The 18,955-nt window shown below is 57.0% G+C and carries 17 protein-coding genes; 4 read left to right on the top strand and 13 right to left on the bottom strand.

The window, feature by feature from the left end; genetic code table 11:
- Positions 1–46: 46 nt before the first annotated feature.
- Together AK2_RS12010 and AK2_RS12005 are read right to left on the bottom strand one after the other, a co-directional pair.
- On the bottom strand, positions 47–994 hold the full coding sequence (locus AK2_RS12010; RefSeq protein WP_067934710.1) for an SPFH domain-containing protein: 948 nt from the start codon (positions 992–994) through the stop codon (positions 47–49).
- 65 nt (positions 995–1,059) lie between these two features.
- A complete protein-coding gene (locus AK2_RS12005) occupies positions 1,060–1,506 on the bottom strand; it encodes an NfeD family protein (RefSeq protein WP_169794786.1) in 447 nt (148 codons plus the stop codon).
- A gap of 235 nt (positions 1,507–1,741) precedes the next feature.
- On the opposite strand from AK2_RS12005, the gene AK2_RS12000 reads away from it, so the two are divergent.
- Together AK2_RS12000 and AK2_RS11995 are read left to right on the top strand one after the other, a co-directional pair.
- On the top strand, positions 1,742–2,890 hold the full coding sequence (locus tag AK2_RS12000) for a glycosyltransferase family 4 protein (protein ID WP_067934797.1): 1,149 nt from the start codon (positions 1,742–1,744) through the stop codon (positions 2,888–2,890).
- Positions 2,891–2,944: 54 nt separating this feature from the next.
- The gene (locus AK2_RS11995) at positions 2,945–3,853 is read left to right on the top strand and encodes a diacylglycerol/lipid kinase family protein (RefSeq protein ID WP_067934705.1); all 909 of its coding nucleotides are present in this window, start codon (positions 2,945–2,947) and stop codon (positions 3,851–3,853) included.
- A 35-nt stretch (positions 3,854–3,888) separates the two neighbouring features.
- Here AK2_RS11995 and AK2_RS11990 read toward each other — a convergent pair whose 3' ends face one another.
- Positions 3,889–4,596 carry a lysophospholipid acyltransferase family protein gene (locus AK2_RS11990; RefSeq protein WP_067934702.1) on the bottom strand — a complete coding sequence of 236 codons (708 nt, stop codon included), beginning with the start codon at positions 4,594–4,596 and terminating at the stop codon, positions 3,889–3,891.
- 146 nt (positions 4,597–4,742) lie between these two features.
- On the opposite strand from AK2_RS11990, the gene AK2_RS11985 reads away from it, so the two are divergent.
- Positions 4,743–5,591 (top strand): SDR family NAD(P)-dependent oxidoreductase, encoded by an 849-nt coding sequence (locus tag AK2_RS11985; RefSeq protein ID WP_067934700.1) that lies wholly within the window; start codon positions 4,743–4,745, stop codon positions 5,589–5,591.
- A 40-nt stretch (positions 5,592–5,631) separates the two neighbouring features.
- Here the strand turns inward: AK2_RS11985 and AK2_RS11980 are convergent, their stop codons facing one another.
- The 10 genes from AK2_RS11980 to AK2_RS11940 form a co-directional block, all read right to left on the bottom strand.
- Positions 5,632–6,714 (bottom strand): class II aldolase/adducin family protein, encoded by a 1,083-nt coding sequence (locus AK2_RS11980; protein WP_067934698.1) that lies wholly within the window; start codon positions 6,712–6,714, stop codon positions 5,632–5,634.
- A gap of 40 nt (positions 6,715–6,754) precedes the next feature.
- A complete protein-coding gene (locus AK2_RS16935) occupies positions 6,755–6,928 on the bottom strand; it encodes a hypothetical protein (RefSeq protein ID WP_157076327.1) in 174 nt (57 codons plus the stop codon).
- Between the two features lie 99 nt (positions 6,929–7,027).
- A complete protein-coding gene (gene menC / locus AK2_RS11975; RefSeq protein WP_067934697.1) occupies positions 7,028–8,176 on the bottom strand; it encodes an o-succinylbenzoate synthase in 1,149 nt (382 codons plus the stop codon).
- A 48-nt stretch (positions 8,177–8,224) separates the two neighbouring features.
- A complete protein-coding gene (locus AK2_RS11970) occupies positions 8,225–9,052 on the bottom strand; it encodes an ABC transporter permease (protein ID WP_067934694.1) in 828 nt (275 codons plus the stop codon).
- Positions 9,045–9,911, bottom strand: coding sequence for an ABC transporter permease (locus tag AK2_RS11965; RefSeq protein ID WP_067934692.1), 867 nt, complete (start codon positions 9,909–9,911; stop codon positions 9,045–9,047). The genes AK2_RS11970 and AK2_RS11965 overlap by 8 nt, the downstream gene beginning before the upstream one ends.
- An 8-nt stretch (positions 9,912–9,919) precedes the next feature.
- On the bottom strand, positions 9,920–11,032 hold the full coding sequence (locus tag AK2_RS11960) for an ABC transporter ATP-binding protein (RefSeq protein WP_067934689.1): 1,113 nt from the start codon (positions 11,030–11,032) through the stop codon (positions 9,920–9,922).
- The gene (locus AK2_RS11955; RefSeq protein WP_067934687.1) at positions 11,029–12,150 is read right to left on the bottom strand and encodes an ABC transporter substrate-binding protein; all 1,122 of its coding nucleotides are present in this window, start codon (positions 12,148–12,150) and stop codon (positions 11,029–11,031) included. Before AK2_RS11955 ends, AK2_RS11960 begins: the two co-directional genes overlap by 4 nt.
- On the bottom strand, positions 12,147–14,144 hold the full coding sequence (locus AK2_RS11950; protein WP_067934685.1) for a hydantoinase B/oxoprolinase family protein: 1,998 nt from the start codon (positions 14,142–14,144) through the stop codon (positions 12,147–12,149). Before AK2_RS11950 ends, AK2_RS11955 begins: the two co-directional genes overlap by 4 nt.
- A 12-nt stretch (positions 14,145–14,156) precedes the next feature.
- The gene (locus AK2_RS11945) at positions 14,157–16,226 is read right to left on the bottom strand and encodes a hydantoinase/oxoprolinase family protein (protein ID WP_067934683.1); all 2,070 of its coding nucleotides are present in this window, start codon (positions 16,224–16,226) and stop codon (positions 14,157–14,159) included.
- A 246-nt stretch (positions 16,227–16,472) separates the two neighbouring features.
- Entirely contained in the window at positions 16,473–17,630 is a 1,158-nt protein-coding gene (locus tag AK2_RS11940; protein ID WP_067934682.1) for a M20 family metallopeptidase, read from the bottom strand.
- 330 nt (positions 17,631–17,960) lie between these two features.
- On the opposite strand from AK2_RS11940, the gene bioB reads away from it, so the two are divergent.
- Positions 17,961–18,947 carry a biotin synthase BioB gene (gene bioB / locus AK2_RS11935; protein WP_067934680.1) on the top strand — a complete coding sequence of 329 codons (987 nt, stop codon included), beginning with the start codon at positions 17,961–17,963 and terminating at the stop codon, positions 18,945–18,947.
- Positions 18,948–18,955 lie beyond the last annotated feature (8 nt).

The raw sequence follows: 18,955 nt of genomic DNA, 5'->3' as shown, positions 1-18,955 counted from the left end.
ACGCCGTCCTTGCAGCCTTCGGCCGCCTGTCGGTTGCCGCCCTGTCTCACTCGGCGTCTTTCCCTGCATCCCCTTTGTTCGCGGCGGTTTTCAATGCGCCCAGCGCCCCCAGGACGCCGACAGCCTCTGATGGGATGAACAGCGTCGTGGCCGATCCGTTCGCCATCCCCTGCAATGCCTCGAATGACTGATACGTCAGCACATTGGCGTCCAATTGCGCCTGGCGAATCATCTCGATGCGGTTGCGCTCCGCCTCCGCGACCAGACGGATGGCCTGGGCGCGCCCTTCCGCTTCCAGGCGCTGCGCCTCGCGCACGCCCTCTGCCTCGCGAATGCGCGACTCCCGAAGCCCTTCCGCGCGCAGGATGGCGCTTTGCTTCTCGCCCTCAGCCTTGAGAATCGCGGCCTGCCGCTCACCCTCCGCCTGCAGGATGTTCGCCCGCTTTTCGCGCTCCGCCTTCATCTGTTTCTCCATGGCATCCTGGATCTCCGCCGGCGGTTTGATGTCGACTACTTCCACTCGGTCAATCCGCACACCCCACGACTCGGTCACCTCGTCGAGGGCGGTGCGCAGCGCCAAACTGATCTTGTCACGGCCTGCCAGCGTCTCGTCCAGCTCCATGTGACCGACCACCTGGCGAATGTTGGCGGCAGTGATGTTCTGAATCGCCTGCACCACATTGGCGATGTTGTAAGTCGCCGTGCGCGCGTCGACGATGGTATAGAAGAATACCGTGTCAATCTGGATCTGCACGTTGTCTTTCGTGATCACCATCTGCGGCGGCACGACAACCTGCTGCGTGCGCAGATCGACCACGCGCACCACCCGATCGATAAACGGAATAATCAGGTTCACGCCCGGCTGCAAGGTCGCGTGATACTTGCCCAGGCGCTCCACAATCGCCAGGCGCTGCTGCGGAATGATGCGGATGCCGCGCAAGATGAGCAGCACCACCAGCACAACCAAGATCAGGACGACTATCGTACCGACCATACCATCCACTACCCCTTTCCGGACTCAAGCCCCAGAAATTTTCACTTCTCGGCGCGGGCAAGCGTCTACTTGGCTCCCGCAGGTGGTTCCTGCATGGCCGGCCGGACAAACAGCACGCTCGATTCCGCTTGTACGATGACCACCTGACTCCCCGACTCCAGCACCGCGTCACTCTGGGCGCTCCACAGCTCGCCCCTGACACGCACGGTGGCCATGCGGCCAGGCGCGGCCCCTTTGACGACCACCGCCCGCTCCCCGACCATCCCCTCCAATCGCGTCGTGGGGTAGCGCCGCTTTTCCCGCCACTTCTGCGCCACCGGCCGCGTGGCCAGGTATAGGCCCACGCTGACCGCCGCGAAGATGAGCAGCTGAACCCACACGTCGGGCACGACCAGGCTGACCACGGACGTCACAAACGCGGCGATGGCCATCCACAGCAGGACAAAGGTCACCGTGGCCAACTCAATCACGCCAATCCCGAACGCGATGACCAACCAGATCCACCAGGCCAAAACGCCCACCCACTTTCCTGGTTCATCTTACCCTCATCTATACCAGACCTTTGCCCTCTCTGCACTATATTTTTTCCAGCGACACCAAGGACTGTCCCACAACAGAAGGCGCGGGTGGCCCAGGTTCGGCCAGTGGCCGATGCAACGGAGATGTGGTCGGTCGAGGTTCGGTATAGGCCGATTCCCAGGCGGAGAGAATGATCTCTTGAACGGCGACGTTGTGGAGGAATTCTGGATGCGTATTGCAGTGTTTTCGGAGACCTTTCTGCCGGGGACCGACGGCGTGGTCACGCGTTTGTGCGCGACACTGGACCACCTGGCCGATCAAGATCATGAGATTTTGCTCTTCGCGCCCGAGGGCGCGCCGCCCCAGTACGCGTCGGCGCGGGTCATCGGTGTGCCTTCCTTTCGCTTTTACCTGTATCCGGAAAAGCGATTTGCGCGGCCCTTTCCGCGTGTCGGGCGGATCCTGCGCGAATTTCAGCCCGATGTCATCCACTCGGTCAACCCCGGATTTCTCAGTTTCGCCGCCATTTACTATTCGCGGTGGCTGCGGGTGCCGTTGATTGCCTCCTACCACACCCACATCCCGGCCTATGCCCGCTATTACCGGCTGCACTGGTTGGAACCGATGCTGTGGTGGTGTTTTCGCACCATCCACAACCGGGCGGCCATCAATCTATGCCCCTCCGAAGCGACCATGGCCGAGCTGAGGGCGCGGGGCTTCCGCAACCTCGCACTGTGGGACCGAGGCGTAGACCTGCGCCGGTTTTCACCGGATCATAGGTCCGTCGAGATGCGCCGACGGCTGCTGGGCCAGCCGGATGCCGATGCGAAAAACGTGCGCGACGCCCGCATCCTGCTCTACGTAGGACGCTTGGCCGCGGAAAAGGGGATTGAACGGTTGCGTCCCTGCCTGGGCGAGCTGCCGGACATCCACCTGGCCATCGTCGGGGACGGCCCGCACCGTTCGGCGCTTGAGCAGACCTTCGCGGGAACCAACACCACCTTCACCGGCTACCTGTTCGGCGACGAACTCGCGCAAGCCTACGCGTCGGCGGATGGATTCGTCTTCCCCTCCACGACCGAGACGCTCGGCCTGGTGTTGTACGAAGCGATGGCGAGCGGGCTGCCCATCATGGCCGCGGAGAGCCCCGCGACGCTCGAGGTCCTCGAGCACGGGCGGGCAGGTTGGTTGTTCAATCCGCTGAGCCCAGAATCCATTCTCGCCACGCTGACCGATTTGTTCAGCAACCAGCGCCGCCGACAGGCGGTTCGGCAACGCGCGCTGGAGTTGGTCTCGCATCTGGACTGGAGCGGTCCTACGCAGCAGCTCATTGATCACTATTACCGACTGTTTCACATGCAGGATCCGGCCGGCTAAAGCGCGAATGTACAACCTGCCCAACAGGCACAAGTCGGACGAGAGGATGTGGCCATGAACACCCTGTTCCTGGTGAATCCGGCGGCTGGTCGGGGCCGCAGCTTCCGGCGCTGGCGGGTCATGGCCCGCGTGCTGCGCGAAGGAGCGAAATTTCCGTTTGACGTCGTCTTCACAGAGGCTCCCGGACAACCGGAGGCATGCGCGCGCGAGGCCGCCGGCAGCTATGAGCGCATCGTCGTGGTCGGGGGCGATGGCACCGTGAACGAAGTGGTCAACGGCGCCTTCGGGCGCAATGTCCGCATCGGCATCATCCCGTGCGGGACAGGCAACGACCTGGCGCGCGCCTTGGGGTTGCCCAAGTCCACCCGACGTCTGCTCAACATGCTCAATCAGCCGAGCGAAGTGGAAGTCGACGTGGCCACACTCAACCATCGCCGCTTCATCATCGCCGCCGGCATGGGCTTCGACGCCATTGTCGCCGATTACATCAACCGCCACAGCGCTGTTAAGCACCTCGGCCCCCTGGGCTACGCGTACAGCGCGCTGCGCATTCTGGCCACCTTCGCGCCGACCGAGGTCCAGCTGCGCATTGATGGCGAAAGCCTGCGGCTTACGGATGTATGGATGTTGGTCGTCGGCAATTGCCCCTACTACGCGGGCGGCATGAAGCTGTTTCCGAACGCCCGCTTCAATGACGGGGTGCTCAATATCTGCGTGGTCTCCAAGCTGGACAAGCTGAAGTTTCTACGCCTGTTTCCACTGGTATACAGCGGCCAGCATATCCGCCGCACCGACGTTGTCACCGCACTGCGCGGGCAGGCGATTGATGTGGAATTTCCGGCCGACACCTACGCGCACGTCGATGGCGAACCGCTGGCCATCCAAACCCTGCGCATCCGTCTCGAGGAGACGCCGATGCGCTTCATCAAGCCATCAGTCCCGGAGGCGTCACAGCGCCTCTAGAAGCGAACGCAAACCTCTGCTCATCCGGATGCGAATCAGCTGCTCCCCTCCGGGGCCCGGGTCTCATACTCGCCGTGCGGCTCCTCCTGCAGAGGAGCCGACAACGCGGGCGCAGGGCGGGCCTTGATGCCCCTGCCCCATGCCCTATCACGTGTTTGCACCCGAGCCAACAGGTCGTCCACGACCGCCATCACCTGCCGCGACAGAGCCCGGTAATCCGCCCGCTCATAGGGCCTAACCACAATCGGCCGGCCGATGAGGATGTAGTTGCGCCGGAAAACCCAGCGTGGGTGCAGGGCGATGGCCACAGGCAGGATGACGCTGCCCGTGCGCACGGCCAGAAACCCGACTCCCGGCTTGGCGGGCAGGAGCCCTTGTCCGCGGTTGCGCGTCCCTTCTGGGAAGATGCCGACCACGCCTTGCTGCTCCAGAATCCGCAATCCGGTGCGGATGGCGCCGATGCCGATGCCGCGTCGATGGACCGGAAACGCACCCATGCGCCGGATGAGCCAAGAGACCCCAGGGACGCGGAACAGCTCCTCCTTCGCCATGAAGCGAATGGAGGGACTGAGGAAGGCCGAGAGCAGGACCGGATCGTTCATGGAGACATGATTGCCGGCCACCAGCAACGGGCCTTGCTGAAGACGCCAGAGCCGGTGCCGGCCGATAATACGGACGCGATAGAACACCCGGTAGTACAGCCGAACGAGACAGGCGGCCGTGCGTATCAGCCCGTGCTTCATGCTGCGCGTGTCTCCTTCTTGAGGTGGCATCGAAATTCACGATACGTAGCGTATCCCATGCCCTGCCCGTGCATGCGGTCGCTGGGGGTTCTCCCGTCCCGGCTCCGGATATACTGGTAGCAATCCCGTAATCAGGAGGACCATCTATGCGAGTGCGGACAGAGTCGCCTATCGTCGTCATCGTCGGTGGATCTGGCGGCATCGGCCGAGCGGTGGCGGCCCAACTGACGGAACAGGGCGCCAGCGTGGTGCTCGTGGCCCGCGGAAAACCGGCGCTGGAGGCGGCGGCAGATGAGATTGAGCGCCGCACAGGCAGAAAGGCAGCGGTCTATGCCGCCGACTGCACTGAGGCGGAAGAAGTCGCCGGGCTCTCGCGGTGGCTGGCGCAAACGTACGGGCGGGTGGACATCCTCGTCTACGCGGCCGCCGTGTTTTCGCTCGCCCCGGCGCAGTCGCTCGACGTGGAAGAGGCGAAACAGGCGATGGAGATCAACTATTGGGGGGCGGTGAGAACCACCCAGGCCCTGCTGCCGCTCATCCGGCGCAGCCAGGTGCGCTGCATTTACTACGTGTCCTCGGTCTCTGTGCAGTGTACGCCCGCGTTTTTCACCGCCTACGCGGCCAGTAAACACGCCCTGCGCGGGTTCGCGTTGGCCCTGCGGCAGGAGCTGCGACCCCAAGGCATCCATGTCGGCATCCTTTCGCCCGGCCCCGTCTTGACACCGCTGATTCAAGGACACATTCACAGCGGCATGTACCGCGTTCCGCCCGGTGTGCCGGTGCTGCACCCGGATACCGCGGCGCGCCAAATCGTGCGCGCCATCCACAAAAGGCGCGCGGACGTCACCATCCCGCGCCGCCTCGCACCAGCGGCGCGCATCGCCCACGTGTTCCCGCGACTGATGGAGGCCTATTACCGGCTCACCATTCGCGGCTGGGACCAGCTCGTTTTGGAACAAACGCATCAGCAACGCGATTTCACGCCCCATCGCTGACGCCGGGCGTAGGATGCGCCGCGCACGCAAGCGCCGCATCCTACGCCATAGGCACCTGCGGGATCACCTTGCCGTCAATCCGCTCGAAGATGTCGTCCAAGTCGGGCCCGGTGATGGTCATGCCGTGGTTTTTGAGTCCGATGATGGCACGCGCCGGGTCCTTCGCGCGACGCACCTCGTTGGCCACCGCGCGCGCCAACTCCACCGTGCCGCACGGGTAGTTGATCTGCGTCGACGGGATGCCCTCTATCCAGGCGTGGATGTGCACAATGGCGCCTACGTCGGGATGCTCGGTGTAAATCATCCAGTGTTCTATCGCGTCCACCGATACCCGCCTCGGCGTCACGTGCGGGGGTACGCTCAACTGCATCGCCTTGCGCCGTTCGTCAAACTGCTTGACGAGCAGGATATCCTCCCCCACGGTCCGCAGGTTGGCCTTGTTGACACCGCTGGCGCTCATCCAAAAGCGCCGCCTGTCCTTTCTGGCGCTCAGATTGCCGTAGCTGAGCCCGCCGATACCGTACAGCCGCTTGACGTGGCGCAAGTCCTCCGGCGGTAGGATCTCCTGAATCGGAAACGGGGCCGGCCATAGCTCCATCGCCTCAATCTGCTTCGCGGCTCGGCTGACCTGGCGGGTAATGTCGTCGCCTTCCCAAAGTTCCTCGGGTAAATCGGGGTGGAAATCGTTGTTGATGATGAGGTTGGAGGTGGCCAGCGGCTCCAAGCGCTGGTACACGCGCGCGAAGTAATCGTCATCGTGCCCCGTGGGCGGCACGCGGTAAAATCCTTGCTCTAAGGTTACAAAGTAGGTGTCAAAGTCGTCTGGTGTGTTGACCAGCAAAAGCAGCAGATTGGACAGAGACCGCACCAGAATCGGGTAGCCCGCGCGCAGGATGCTCTCCGGACGCTCGTCCAGCTCCGCCACGGTGACGACGTAGGTAGCCTGCGCCTTGCGCCGGTAGGGACGCGGGTGGTCCGAATCGGCAAAGTTGAGCACCATCCGCAGGTCCTCGTCTCCCGGCTCAACCCGCGTGTGGCCCCGGTGCTGAAGCGTTCTGTCCAGCCCGTCGGCCAGCCAGCGCTGGCGCGGGCTCAGGCGTTCTCCGACGATAGCGAAACGCATCGATGTACACCTCCGACGGCCGGTGGCCATCCGCACGAGGTCAGATGTCCCGCTCGTCCCACGCGGTGTGTTGGTTTTGGCGCGGGGACACGGACACTCGCGACCTGTGCGCTGGGCGCCGGGAAACGGCCTCGAAGTACATCGAAGATCGTCCCGTGTCGATCTCTTCCCCAATGAAAAACGCCAACAAGGCGTCCACGATGTTCAACTTCACGCCCATTCCCCCATTCTGCGCGCCACCGGTTCACTGCTCAGCAGTGTTTCCCCAAGTGGCAGAATATATGTGCGGGTGGCTCCACTGCGCCCTGGCCCATCATCCGATGCGCCCCTGCCGCGTCACGTGCGCCTCCTCCACCGTCCACTTTTCCAGCCGATCTGTCCGCACGCGCTCCCCCACTCCAGCCAGCCGCTCCACGGCCAGAAAGCCCGGCCGGGCAAAGGTGACAGGCGGATCGATAACATCCTCGGCGAAGTAGCGGGCGCTTGGGGCGGTGTCCCCAGGCAGCGTAAAGCCGGGCAGCGCGGTGATGGCGATGTTGTGCAGGCGGCCGATGCCGGTCTCCAGCATGCCGCCGCACCAGAGCGGGATGTCGTGCGCCTGGCACACCTGGTGAATCGCCAGCGCCTCGCCAAACCCGCCGACGCGCCCTAGCTTCAGGTTGATGATGCGGCAGGCCCCCAACTCAATCGCCTTGCGCGCGTCCTCGGCGTGGTGGATGCTCTCGTCCAGACAAATCGGGGTCGCCAACCGCCGCTGCAATGCGGCGTGGTCCACCATGTCATCGTGGGCCAGCGGTTGCTCTATCATCGTCAGGCCCAGACTGTCCAGGCGCTGGAACGTGTCCAAATCCGCCAGAGTGTAGGCGCTGTTGGCGTCGGCCATCAGCGGGATGTCGCCGAACTCGCGGCGCAAGGCTATGAGCGGTTCCACATCGTACCCGGGCTTGATCTTCACCTTGATGCGCTGGAAGCCCTGCTCGAGGTAGCCTTCCACCTTTTTTAGCAGCGCCTCCGTGCTCGGCTGGATGCCGACGCTGATGCCGACCGGGATGGCCGCTTTCTCGGCGCCGAGCAGGTCCGTCAGGGGCGTTCCCGTATCGGCGGAGAACGCGTCCCACAGGGCCATCTCCAGCGCGGCCTTGGCCATCTGGTTGCCCTTGAAGTGGGCAAAGTGGCGGCGAACCTGGTGCAGGTCCTCCAGGCTGGAGAAATCCATCAAGTCGGGCGCTCGCAACAGATGCGGGATCAAAAACTCGGTCAATACATGCCAGGCGGTGCCGGTGGTCTCTTCGGAATAAAGAGGAGCCGCCATGGCCACACATTCCGCGTACCCGACGGCCCCGCTCTCGGTTTCGAGTTGGACAATGATGACATCTTTGTCCGTTTCGACGCCAAACGACGTCTCGAACGGCTCCTGCATCGGCAACCGCAGGCGGCGCAAGCGAACAGATCTCACCTTCATGTGAACAACCCTGCTTTCAGTGATGTAGGCCGGGCATACCGTGTTGGATCAAAGGACCCTAGTTAGCCCAAATCGGCGTTCAATCACCACCAACGTTCCGATGGCCAGAACAACGAATATTACAGAAACGGCGTTCACGCTGGGATCAAAGGTTTGCTGTATGTAGTTATAAATTCGTACTGGAATTGTGATGGTCTGTGGCCCGTTCACCAGCAGACTAACTGAAACCTCGCCAAATGACGTCACGGATGCGAATACAGCACCCGCGATGATACCAGGACGCATCAGCGGCAGCGTCACTTGGCGAAAGGTTACCACCGGCCCAGCACCCAAATTCATGGAAGCATCCTCCAGAGTTCGATCCAACCCGGCAAGGCTCACGCTCACCGTCCGCACTACGTAAGGAAAGGCAACCAGTGTATGTCCAATCACGAGCGCCCATATTGTCCCTACAAACCCAAATAGGGTAAAAGCGTATAGAAGCATAATGCCTAACGTGATTTCAGGCATCATCAACGGAGATAACATTAAAGCCTGAATCACTTGTCGGCCTCGAAACTCCAGCCTGGATATGCCGTACGCGGCTAAGGTCCCTAAAATCACCGTGACTGGCGTCACAATCACGAGCAAAATCAAACTGATGCGGAAGGCATCCATCCACTCGGAGTTGTTGAGTACAGCCAAAAACCATTTGATCGACACATGTGTCGGTGGAAACTGAGGAAATGGGGTTGGACTGAATGCCGACAAGACGACCACAATCACGGGCAGGGCAAGAAACGCGTAGATGAGCACCGTGCATGTCCACAACAAGATGTTTATCCAATTTACCTTCTTTGGACTTGTTACTCCAGTAGAAGCACCATGTTCAACCATAAACCCTCTTCTCCCATCGTCTCAGTACATATCCAAGTGCCATTATGATAATGAGCACAGTGAAAAGTAATAGCAAAGACATGGCAGCAGCCAAAGGAAGGTCGTCGATCTGGATTGCCTGTTGATAGATATTGAGTGACCACAAGGGCTGAGCGCTTCCACCTATCAATAAAGGTGTAATGTAACTTCCAGCCGCAAGTGAGAACACAATCATAGAGCCCGAAATTAAACCCGGGATAGTGAGAGGCAACGTAATTCGCAGGAAAGTCTGTAATCGTCCTGCCCCCAAGCTCATCGACACATGTCGAAGCGAAGGATGAATATCTGCCAAGGAGGTGGAAATAGGTAACACAGCGAATGGCAGCAGGACTTGTACATAAGCGACAATGACGGCCTTCATGTTCCACAGTAAGCTCAAGGGATGATTAATCACACCAAGCCAATGCAAAAATTGATTGATCAATCCGTTATTCGATAACAAAACAATCCATGCGAACGTCCGTACGACGACGCTATTGAGCAAGGGAGAGACCAAGATAATATAGAGAATCGTTCGAACCAGTCGGTTGGGTGCCCGAACCAAACCGTAGGCGGCCGGATATGCAAGCAAAATGCAAATCACAGCTGTCAATGCCGCTACACGGAGGCCGTCGATCATCATGTGTCCATAGATAGGACTCGTAAAAATTTGCATATATTGATCCAAACCAAAACTGGGGAGTATATCCAGCATTCTATCGACTTTTCGAAAGCTGACTTCCACCAGCAGGATTAATGGAAGAAGAAAGAACAGGACAAGGAACAAAATCGCAGGGATGAGTAACAACCAGTATAGAGATTTCAGCCACCGCTGGTTCATATCAAGCCTTATTCCCCTTCAGAGATTGGTACCAAAGCCGACGGTTCCCATGATAGATGCAGTTGTTGATTGGGTGCAATTCCCTCTGAAAAAAGGTCAATGTCCGAGGTGGTCACCAGAAATTCTCCCCCTCCCTGCAGTCGGACACGAAGGCGGAGAAGACTACCGGCATACGAACAGTCCACGACTTCTGCGTTGGTCTGATTGTAACCTCTCTGATCTGTCGCCTTGCCCACCTGGATGTGCTCTGGGCGGAGCATGAAGGTGACGATTGATTTTTTTCCAAATGAATAAGACCCCGGTTGAACAGCCAAGTGGAGAGGGTCTCGATGCCCTTCACTGGGAACAGTGAATGTCAAATAACCATTTTCTCTGGTTTGATGGGAATCTAATGTCGCCGTGATAAAATTCGCTTCACCAATGAATTCCGCGACAAACCGATTGAACGGCCGGCGATAGATCTCTACAGGCGTACCAACTTGTTGCAGACGACCATGTCCCATGACACCGATGCGATCCGACAACGCCAGTGCTTCCTCTTGATCATGCGTCACGAGAATTGTCGTGATACCTACCCGTCGCTGGAGACTGCGAAGTTCGCTTTGCATACTCTTTCGGAGCTTGGCATCCAAATTGCTTAAAGGCTCATCCATCAGCAACACCGCAGGACGGATAGCGAGTGCGCGGGCGATGGCCACGCGCTGTTGCTGGCCACCGCTCAATTGATGAGGCATTCTGTCGGCGTACTGTTCTAACTGAACGATGGAAAGTACTTCGTCGACCCGTCGTTTGACCTCTCCATGAGACAGCTTCCGCAGCGTCAGACCATAGGCCACGTTCTGAAACACATTTAAATGCGGGAACAGGGCGTAGTTCTGAAATACCATCCCAATATCCCTACGATACGGCGGCAATTGGGTAATGTTCCGATCTCCCAGCCAGACCGATCCCCTCGTGGGTGCAAGAAAACCAGCGATAATGTTGAGCAAGGTAGTCTTTCCACAACCAGACGGGCCCAAAAGGGAGAAAAGCTCTCCCTCTTGGACCTCAAGACTTACTTGGTCCAGGACCGTGACTGAGCTAAACTGACGGCTAACATTCTCAATACGAATGTTGCTCATTTGCCCTCACCCATCACCTGCGACCACTCGTTCGTCCACTGTGCCAGATTCGGTGTCACTACTGAATAATCTACCCACAGCAACTTGTTGTAATATGCGTCGCCGACGTGAATTTTCTTTTTGAAATCTGAACTATATTGAACATCTTTGTTACTCATCCCGTAGAACGACTGCTGAGCGAACTTTCCTTCCACTTGGGGGCTCAGCAAGTAATTCAAAAGCTTGTATGCGTTGGCGAGATTCGGGCTTCCTTTCATGATGGCCCAGCTGGATATGGCGGCGACAGGTCCATCCTTCGGGTAGACAAAACCGACGTCCAGCCCCTGCTGCTGCAAAGCATATGCCCGTCCATCCCACTCGGGAACGAGCCAAGCATTGCCTCTCTGCAAGAGTGTCTGAATGGTGCCGGGATCACTTGGATAAGCCACCACATTGTTGCGCAATTGACCGAGTTTTTGAAATGCCTTTTGAACGTCGCTTGGATTGCTTAATTGGCCGCCGGTCGCGTGTACGATACCCGCAAAAAATTGTAGACCGGCTGCATATGTAAGGGGTGACACCGCGACATGCCCTTTATATCTCGGATTCCACAGATTGGTCCACTTGCTCGGCGGTACATGAACATAATCTTTCCGATACGCTATGCCCAATTGTCCATAACTGAATCCAGCAGCATATACTTTCCCATCCTTCGTGAAGTGGTCGGTAGCGCTGGCGTACAGGTGTGCAAGGTTCGGAACATGTTTCGAATCAAGAGGCTGCAGCAAATTTGCTCCCTCTAAACGGTTGATGGTGTCCGGTTGCAGAACCAAGATATCGTACGGTGGATTCTTCCCATTCGCTGCACGCACCTTGGCAAACCAGTCCGCATCCGTTCCGGGGACCACGACGACCTTTATACCTGTGCGCTTCTGGAAATCATTAAGTGCCGCCGAGCGAATTTCCTGCTCCCAGCTGCCTCCATAGACACCGATGATGACTTTATTGGTCTTAGCGCCGTTGTTTGTACTCGTTTGAGCGCTACTAGATTGGGAATTGGTCGAAGCGGTTCCGCATCCACTGACCACGACCGTCAACAGGGCGGCGAAGATTGCACCTAAGTATCTCTGTTTTCTCATAGATGATCCTCCTTAGAGCCGAATCTGAGTTGCTCCCACATTTTGTGAACCGTTTCAGCTTGAACGGGTCCATCAAGTTGAATGCTGCGTGACATCTCATGAATCCTATGTTTCCAATATGAACGTTGCGCTGCAGGCAAGGTGATTAAGAGCTGTGCAAGAGCATCGCTCGCCTCGGACGACCAGCGCCGCTCGTACTCCTCCCGAGCGAACCCGAAGTCCCAAAGTCCTTCAGAATCCTGGGAAGCAGTAAGCATGCCACGAAGACTCGTAGTGGCTACCTCATCTACTTCAAGTGCGTCACCTCCTTTCCGAATGACGACACCGTAACTCGCTTTCGCCTCATCAGAACTCAATAGACCTGATTCCACATCTTCGAGCACTCGCCTTGGATCCCGGTGATACGGACTGCCCCAACCGCCTCCTCCCGGCGAACGAATGCTTACGACATCGCCGGGATCTGGCATAAGAACATCAATCTTGGACAGGCGTTGCTCATTTGGCAGACCCGGGTTCAACAGGACACTTCCCAGGGAACCCGCTCGGCCACCTCGGAGACCCCACGGTTGAAAGTGTACACGCTCCATCCCTCGGGCAGTCACAATGGATCCTGGTTTTAGAATTTCAAAATCGAGACGGATTGCGTGCCCGCCGCGATGCATACCTGGCCCCGCACTGTCGGGCAACAATTCATATCGTGTCACAAGCACGTCAATGTGATGCTCTAAGCTTTCAATGGGCGTGTTCTTTAGGAATCCTGACGCGTGATCAATTCCATCCACGCCGTCCATGTCATACTGGCCGCCACCACCTCCTCCCATCGGTTCAACGACGGTCACATTCCTAGCACCAGTTAGTTCATCGGGCGTCGAAAGCACCACAATCGCAGCCTGTCCCGCGCCTGCGGCAGGAATTTTGTCAGGTATGGCCTGAGCGAGCGCTCCAAGAATCGCGTTGTACATCCGCATGGTGATGGTGTGTCTGACACCGACAGCCGCGGGATATTCCGCGTTGACCACTGTCCCCTTGGGAGCGACGACATGAATCGGGTGTGCGATGCCGCCGTTGACGGGGATGTACGGATCGGAACTAATAATGTAATTGATTAGACCTTGAAATAGAAACGAGTGCCGGGAACCATTCGTTACCAAGTTAAATGCCGTTGCCGTTTGTGGATCACAATTCGACAAATCTAAAGTGATGTCGCTCCCAGATACTTGTAATTTCACAGAAAGGCGAATCGGGACCTCAGACATCATGTCGCTGTCCAGATAATCGGAAAAGGTATATGTTCCATCCGGAATGTCCGAGATGACTCGACGTGCCCGCTCCTCGGCCTGTTCCAAAAGGTCCTCCATGGACTGCTGAACTATCTGTAAGCCAAACTTTCTAACCATCTCATGCAACCGGGCTTCGGCGGTGTTTACGGCCGCAACCATGGAGTTGATGTCGCCTTCGTTCAGATCCGGGATTCTGCAGTTGGCCATAAACAGCTTCTGCACTTCTTCATTCAGTTTGCCCTGGCGATACAATTTGACCGGAGGGATCCGGAGTCCTTCCTGATGAATTTCCGTGGCGGTAGGAGAGATGCTAGCCGGAACAAGCCCACCGACATCGCTGCAATGTACAAATGCCCACGCATAACTGATTAATGTGCCATCCACAAAAATCGGTTTGATGATATGCACATCCGGCAGGTGAGTCGCCAAACCATCCGTCGAATACGGATCGTTTGTGATGATGATGTCGCCTGGATTCAAATGTCCGCATTCTCGAATGGCCCGTTCTAAGCTAAGTCCGACAAAGATAGTTACACCTACTGTACGAGGATAGACAAAAAACTCCCCGGACGGCGTCGCCAATGCCGTCGCAAAGTCAGCAGATTCCTTGACAAACGTGGTAAAGGAGGTCCGCTCAATGACATGTCCCATCCCCGCGGCAATAGCGTTGAAATAGCTCCTTAGAATTTCCAAAGTGGCGGGATCAGTTCGCACAGTGGCTCCTCCTTAATGTGAACCAAAATTCGTTTGTTGAGGCCTTGTAATCAGTAGATTCCCATATGTATCAACACGGGCTTCCCACCCGGGCAGGATGAGTACCGTTGTATCACTTTGTTCCACAATGGCCGGACCACGGAAGTGATGTCCTGCCCGGAGTCCAGACCTTGGATACACCTCGGCGGCGTACGTCTTTCCACGGAAAAGGATCTGGCGTGACGCAGACGGCCTCGGACTTGCTGTTGCCGGAGAAACGGTGCTCAACGGCGGTTTGTGTGTATTGCCTATTATCCGAACCCGAAGGTTGATGACTTCGACAGTCCCTCCCGCATTGTAATGTCCATACTGCTTACGATAAACATCATGGAAACGCTCCATGATTTTCGCATGGGTCGGCTCTTCAAGCCATTTTGGATCCAGTTGGAGTTCGATGTCATAGGCTTGTCCTTTGTATCGGGCATCGAGTGAATACACAAGTTCCATGGACTGCACGTGAGACCCGTGCTGTTGTTCCAACCACGTCTTTGCTTGCTCTGCCAAACGGAGGAATTCGCCACGGAGCTCCTCCGTGGAAATTTCACTCAAGACGGATTGCCGCGACCTAATGGCATCGTACATAAAATCCGCAGTAAGCGAACCAAGAGCGCACAAGGTGCCTGGATGGAGAGGCACCAGCACGCTATTAGCCTGTATTTCGTCGGCCAAAAAGTTGGCAGTGACAGGGCCGGCTCCGCCAAAAGCCACTAAAGTAAATTCCCGAGGATCAAAGCCTTGTTGCTCCATGACACTGCTCACGTCAGTATACATGTTGGCCACTGCCACCTGAATGATTCGATCCGACGCCATTTCCACACTTTGATGGAGATACTCCGCAATCGGACGCATGGCTTCGGCTGACCGTTGCGGATCCAGTTTCATAAGGCCCCCAGCAAATTGATCTGGGTTCAAATAGCCACAAAGAAGAAATGCATCTGTTAAGGTCGGTTGCATACCACGGCCATAACAAGCTGGCCCGGGATCCGCCCCTACGGAGTCTGGCCCTACCTTCAGGATGCCCCCTTTATCGATCCAGGCGACGGACCCACCACCGGCGCCTATGGAAGACACGAAGATTGTCGGCAACATAATTGGAAATCCATCCAGTTCACTTGATGGAGTGTATTTCGGCCGCCCATTTTGAATGATGGAAATATCTGCACTCGTCCCCCCCATGTCGATTGTGATCACATTATCGAACCCAGCGGCCTTCGCGACACGGGCAGCTCCGATCACGCCGGCCGCTGGACCGGAAAGCAGGGTTCGGATGGGAGCCTCCGAGGCAGCCTGAAGGTCCATAATCCCACCATTGGATTGAGTGATGTAAGGAGTGACAGTGATTCTCGCCCTTTCAAGTTCAGACTTCAGGTTACGGAAGTACTGTAGCATTCGACGTTGAATATAAAGATTCAAGACGGTCATTGTCGCGCGTTCGTACTCTCGCATCTGAGGCCAAACCGACGACGAGATGACCACGGGTATCTCTGGAACACGCTCATGAATAGCTGCCGCGGCCATTTCCTCGTGAATCGGATTTTTATAACTGTGCAAGAAACAAATTGCGATACCTTCCACCTTTTCCTCAATGGCAGCATCAATCGCCGCATTCAGCGTGTCGAAGTCGAGAGGCAACCTCGTCGTGCCGTCTTTCCACAGACGCTCTCGAATTGGGAACACTCTCTTCCGCGGCACCAGGGGTTCAGGAAGGCGAGAGCGAAAATCGTATGGAACAGGAAGTCGCAAACGCTGCAAGGCTAATAGATCGCGAAAGCCTTCCGTGACAAATAGAGCAATTTTACTCCCATTTCGCTGTAGGAGCGTGTTCAACCCTATGGTCGTTCCGTGGACAAAATAGGTAATATCGGAGGGCTGTACCTCCTTCTGTTCAACCAGGTATGTTAGGCCATTCAGAACACCCTTCGCCGGATCATGAGGAACTGTAGGTGTCTTATGCGAGAAAATCTCTCCTGTTTCTTGATCCAGAAGGGTGAAATCAGTAAAAGTCCCTCCGATGTCGATTCCAAGCCGGTACTTCGGTGACACTCATTCCACCTCATTCGAAATACACATTTTACATAATATAGGAATGATAAGTAGGTATAGAGGCGCTAAGTGTTCGCAGGTATCTCTCCACCATCGGAGCTATATGCGGAGGATCGAACATAGCGACTAGACGGCTTCGTAAAACGAAGTAAATATATATAATTAATCTGTTTATCGAGCACGTAATTATATTTATATGCAGATTTGCGCTTGCTGTCAATCGTCCTTCCCTATTGTTTAATCTACCTATTGTAAATACTTGCGTATCATAGACTTGTATAGCTCAATGGAGCGCAAAAACCGTTCCACCTCAATCGATTCGTCTGGCTGATGGGACAGTCTGTCATCACCACTACCAATAATCACAAATGGCTTGTTGTGGCCTGGGGGAATCAGCTCCGCGGCGTCTGTGTACCCATTCGTGCCGCGGATGGTCGGCTCGGCATTGAATACCTCCTTATATCCCTCCGTCACCGTCGCGAGAAAGGGATCGTCTGAGCGTGTTCTAACCGATGGCAAGTCGTTTAGCACTCGCAGTTCTGCATGGAGGCCGGGACAATCCGGTTCTACGGAAGCAATCAGCGCATTCAACTCCTGTAAAATGCGCTCGTGCTTCTGTGAGGGTACTGTACGAAAGTCGATTTGAACGCGGCAATGATCAGGCACCACGTTCGTGTTCACGCCACCTTGGATGATCGCGATGTTGCTCGTGGGATGTCCGAGCAGGTCATCCGGCGTATACTCCATCCGAAAGCGATTCAGGAAGGCATCGATGATTCGGTGCATGTGGACGATGGCGTTGACCCCGAGTTCTGGAGACGAACCGTGGGCGGTCTTTCCGAAACACGTGATCTCTACCCACAACGCGCCTTTCTGCCCGACGACGATGTGATCCCGCGTGGGCTCGGCGATAATCAGAGCCGTCACTTCATCCATTTCTCCGGCGGCAAACAGTCGCTTCGCTCCAACTGACCCCGCCTCCTCCCCGGCAGACGCCAAGAGTTTCACATCCCCATTGAGACGTGCACCTTCCTCTTTCAGCTCAATCATGGCAAAGGCGAGGGCTGCGAGTCCGCCTTTCATGTCACTGGTTCCTCGACCGTAGATCCGCCCGTTCTCTTCAACGGCAGAAAACGGATCATAACACCATGGCACCTGTCCGGGCGGCACGACATCCATGTGTCCGGACAGACCGAGTATGCGCTTGCCGCCACCACTGTGATTGCCGCGCAGCCAGGCGACCAGGTTGGCGCGCCCCCCGTCAAAATCCGTCCGACGCGTCTCCAACCCGTACCTTTCCAAGAGCACTTGCAACGCCAGCGCTACCTCTCGTTCGTTCCCCGGCGGATTGACAGAGGGAATTCGAACAATCTGCTTCAAAAACTCGACCGGTTCCCGGCTCATTCCAACGCACCTCCTGAGATCAAGGCTTCCAAGTCCGCCTACAAACTTGGCTCCTGTTCTATAAATTAAATTAAATGGCCATCGATTGTCGCGCTGTCAAGTCTCTCTCCCACTGGACCTTCCATCCTTCCTGGCTGCCCCATCTTCCTCGCGGCGGGTTATGCCGGTGTCGGGGGCAAACACGTCCCACAGGGCCATCTCCAGCGCGGCTTTGGCGATCCGTGCGACGTGTGGACCACACCAGCCCGGTATGAACTTCCCTCAGGATTATTGTAAACTTGATAACGTATCATAGTTTACACACGAGGCAACAAGGAGGAACTGGGTACAATGACAATTGACGGAAGGTGGAGCGAACTGGCTGAAGCTGTGCTGTCGGGGCGCCCCGTCACGCGCGAGGACGCGTTGGCGATGCTGCGTGCGGACAATGGCGAAGTGCTCGCCCTGCTGGACGGCGCTTATCGGCTGCGCCGGCACTACTACGGGAACACGGTCAAACTGAACCTCATTGTGAATGCGAAATCGGGCCTGTGTCCAGAAGACTGCGCCTACTGTTCCCAATCCATCCTCTCGACGGCCCCCATCGAGAAGTACCCGCTGTTGACGCGCAAACAGCTCGTGGAAGGCGCGAAGGCGGCGCTCGAACGAAAAGCTTCGACTTATTGCATCGTTATGTCAGGCCGGCGTCCATCCAACCGGGAGGTGGACGAAGTGGCCGCCGCTGTGCGCGAGATTCGTAACACCACCAACCTGCGCATCTGTTGCTGTCTCGGCCTGGTCACCCCCGAACAAGCAACCAAGCTTGCTGAGGCGGGTGTGCACCGCTACAATCACAACCTCAACACGAGTTTCACACGCTACGGGGAAATTTGCACCACGCACACCTATGAAGACAGAGTGGAAACCATCGAACACACGCGATCCGCTCGACTGTCCCCTTGCTCAGGCGCCATCTTTGGAATGGGAGAAACGGACGTGGAGCGGGTGGACATCGCGTTCGCGTTGCGCGAGCTGGACGTGGACTCGATTCCCTGCAACTTCCTGACCCCGATAGAAGGAACTCCACTCGCCGGGCATCACGAACTCACACCCTACGAGTGCCTCAAAATCCTGGCTATGATGCGGTTTGTCAACCCCAGCAAGGAAATTCGCATCGCCGGCGGGCGGGAACACCACCTGCGGAGCCTGCAGCCCCTGGGACTCTACGCGGCGAACTCGATTTTCGTCGGCGATTACCTGACGACGCCGGGCCAAGCGGCGGAAGCGGATTGGCAGATGATTGAGGATTTGGGGTTTGAGATTGAGCACGTCCAATAACGACAAAA

Source organism: Alicyclobacillus kakegawensis NBRC 103104, assembly GCF_001552655.1.
Lineage (GTDB): Bacteria > Bacillota > Bacilli > Alicyclobacillales > Alicyclobacillaceae > Alicyclobacillus_G > Alicyclobacillus_G kakegawensis.
This window is presented reverse-complemented; position numbering and strand designations above follow the sequence as displayed.

What these genes read in the sequence shown, in the direction of transcription:
- menC (WP_067934697.1), bottom strand. Translation starts at nt 8,176, where the DNA reads ATGAAGGTGAGATCTGTTCGCTTGCGCCGCCTGCGGTTGCCGATGCAG.
- bioB (WP_067934680.1), top strand. Translation starts at nt 17,961, where the DNA reads ATGACAATTGACGGAAGGTGGAGCGAACTGGCTGAAGCTGTGCTGTCG.
- AK2_RS11965 (WP_067934692.1), bottom strand. Translation starts at nt 9,911, where the DNA reads ATGAACCAGCGGTGGCTGAAATCTCTATACTGGTTGTTACTCATCCCT.
- AK2_RS11990 (WP_067934702.1), bottom strand. Translation starts at nt 4,596, where the DNA reads ATGAAGCACGGGCTGATACGCACGGCCGCCTGTCTCGTTCGGCTGTAC.
- AK2_RS11985 (WP_067934700.1), top strand. Translation starts at nt 4,743, where the DNA reads ATGCGAGTGCGGACAGAGTCGCCTATCGTCGTCATCGTCGGTGGATCT.
- AK2_RS11970 (WP_067934694.1), bottom strand. Translation starts at nt 9,052, where the DNA reads ATGGTTGAACATGGTGCTTCTACTGGAGTAACAAGTCCAAAGAAGGTA.
- AK2_RS12000 (WP_067934797.1), top strand. Translation starts at nt 1,742, where the DNA reads ATGCGTATTGCAGTGTTTTCGGAGACCTTTCTGCCGGGGACCGACGGC.
- AK2_RS11940 (WP_067934682.1), bottom strand. Translation starts at nt 17,630, where the DNA reads ATGAGCCGGGAACCGGTCGAGTTTTTGAAGCAGATTGTTCGAATTCCC.
- AK2_RS11960 (WP_067934689.1), bottom strand. Translation starts at nt 11,032, where the DNA reads ATGAGCAACATTCGTATTGAGAATGTTAGCCGTCAGTTTAGCTCAGTC.
- AK2_RS12010 (WP_067934710.1), bottom strand. Translation starts at nt 994, where the DNA reads ATGGTCGGTACGATAGTCGTCCTGATCTTGGTTGTGCTGGTGGTGCTG.
- AK2_RS11980 (WP_067934698.1), bottom strand. Translation starts at nt 6,714, where the DNA reads ATGCGTTTCGCTATCGTCGGAGAACGCCTGAGCCCGCGCCAGCGCTGG.
- AK2_RS11995 (WP_067934705.1), top strand. Translation starts at nt 2,945, where the DNA reads ATGAACACCCTGTTCCTGGTGAATCCGGCGGCTGGTCGGGGCCGCAGC.
- AK2_RS11955 (WP_067934687.1), bottom strand. Translation starts at nt 12,150, where the DNA reads ATGAGAAAACAGAGATACTTAGGTGCAATCTTCGCCGCCCTGTTGACG.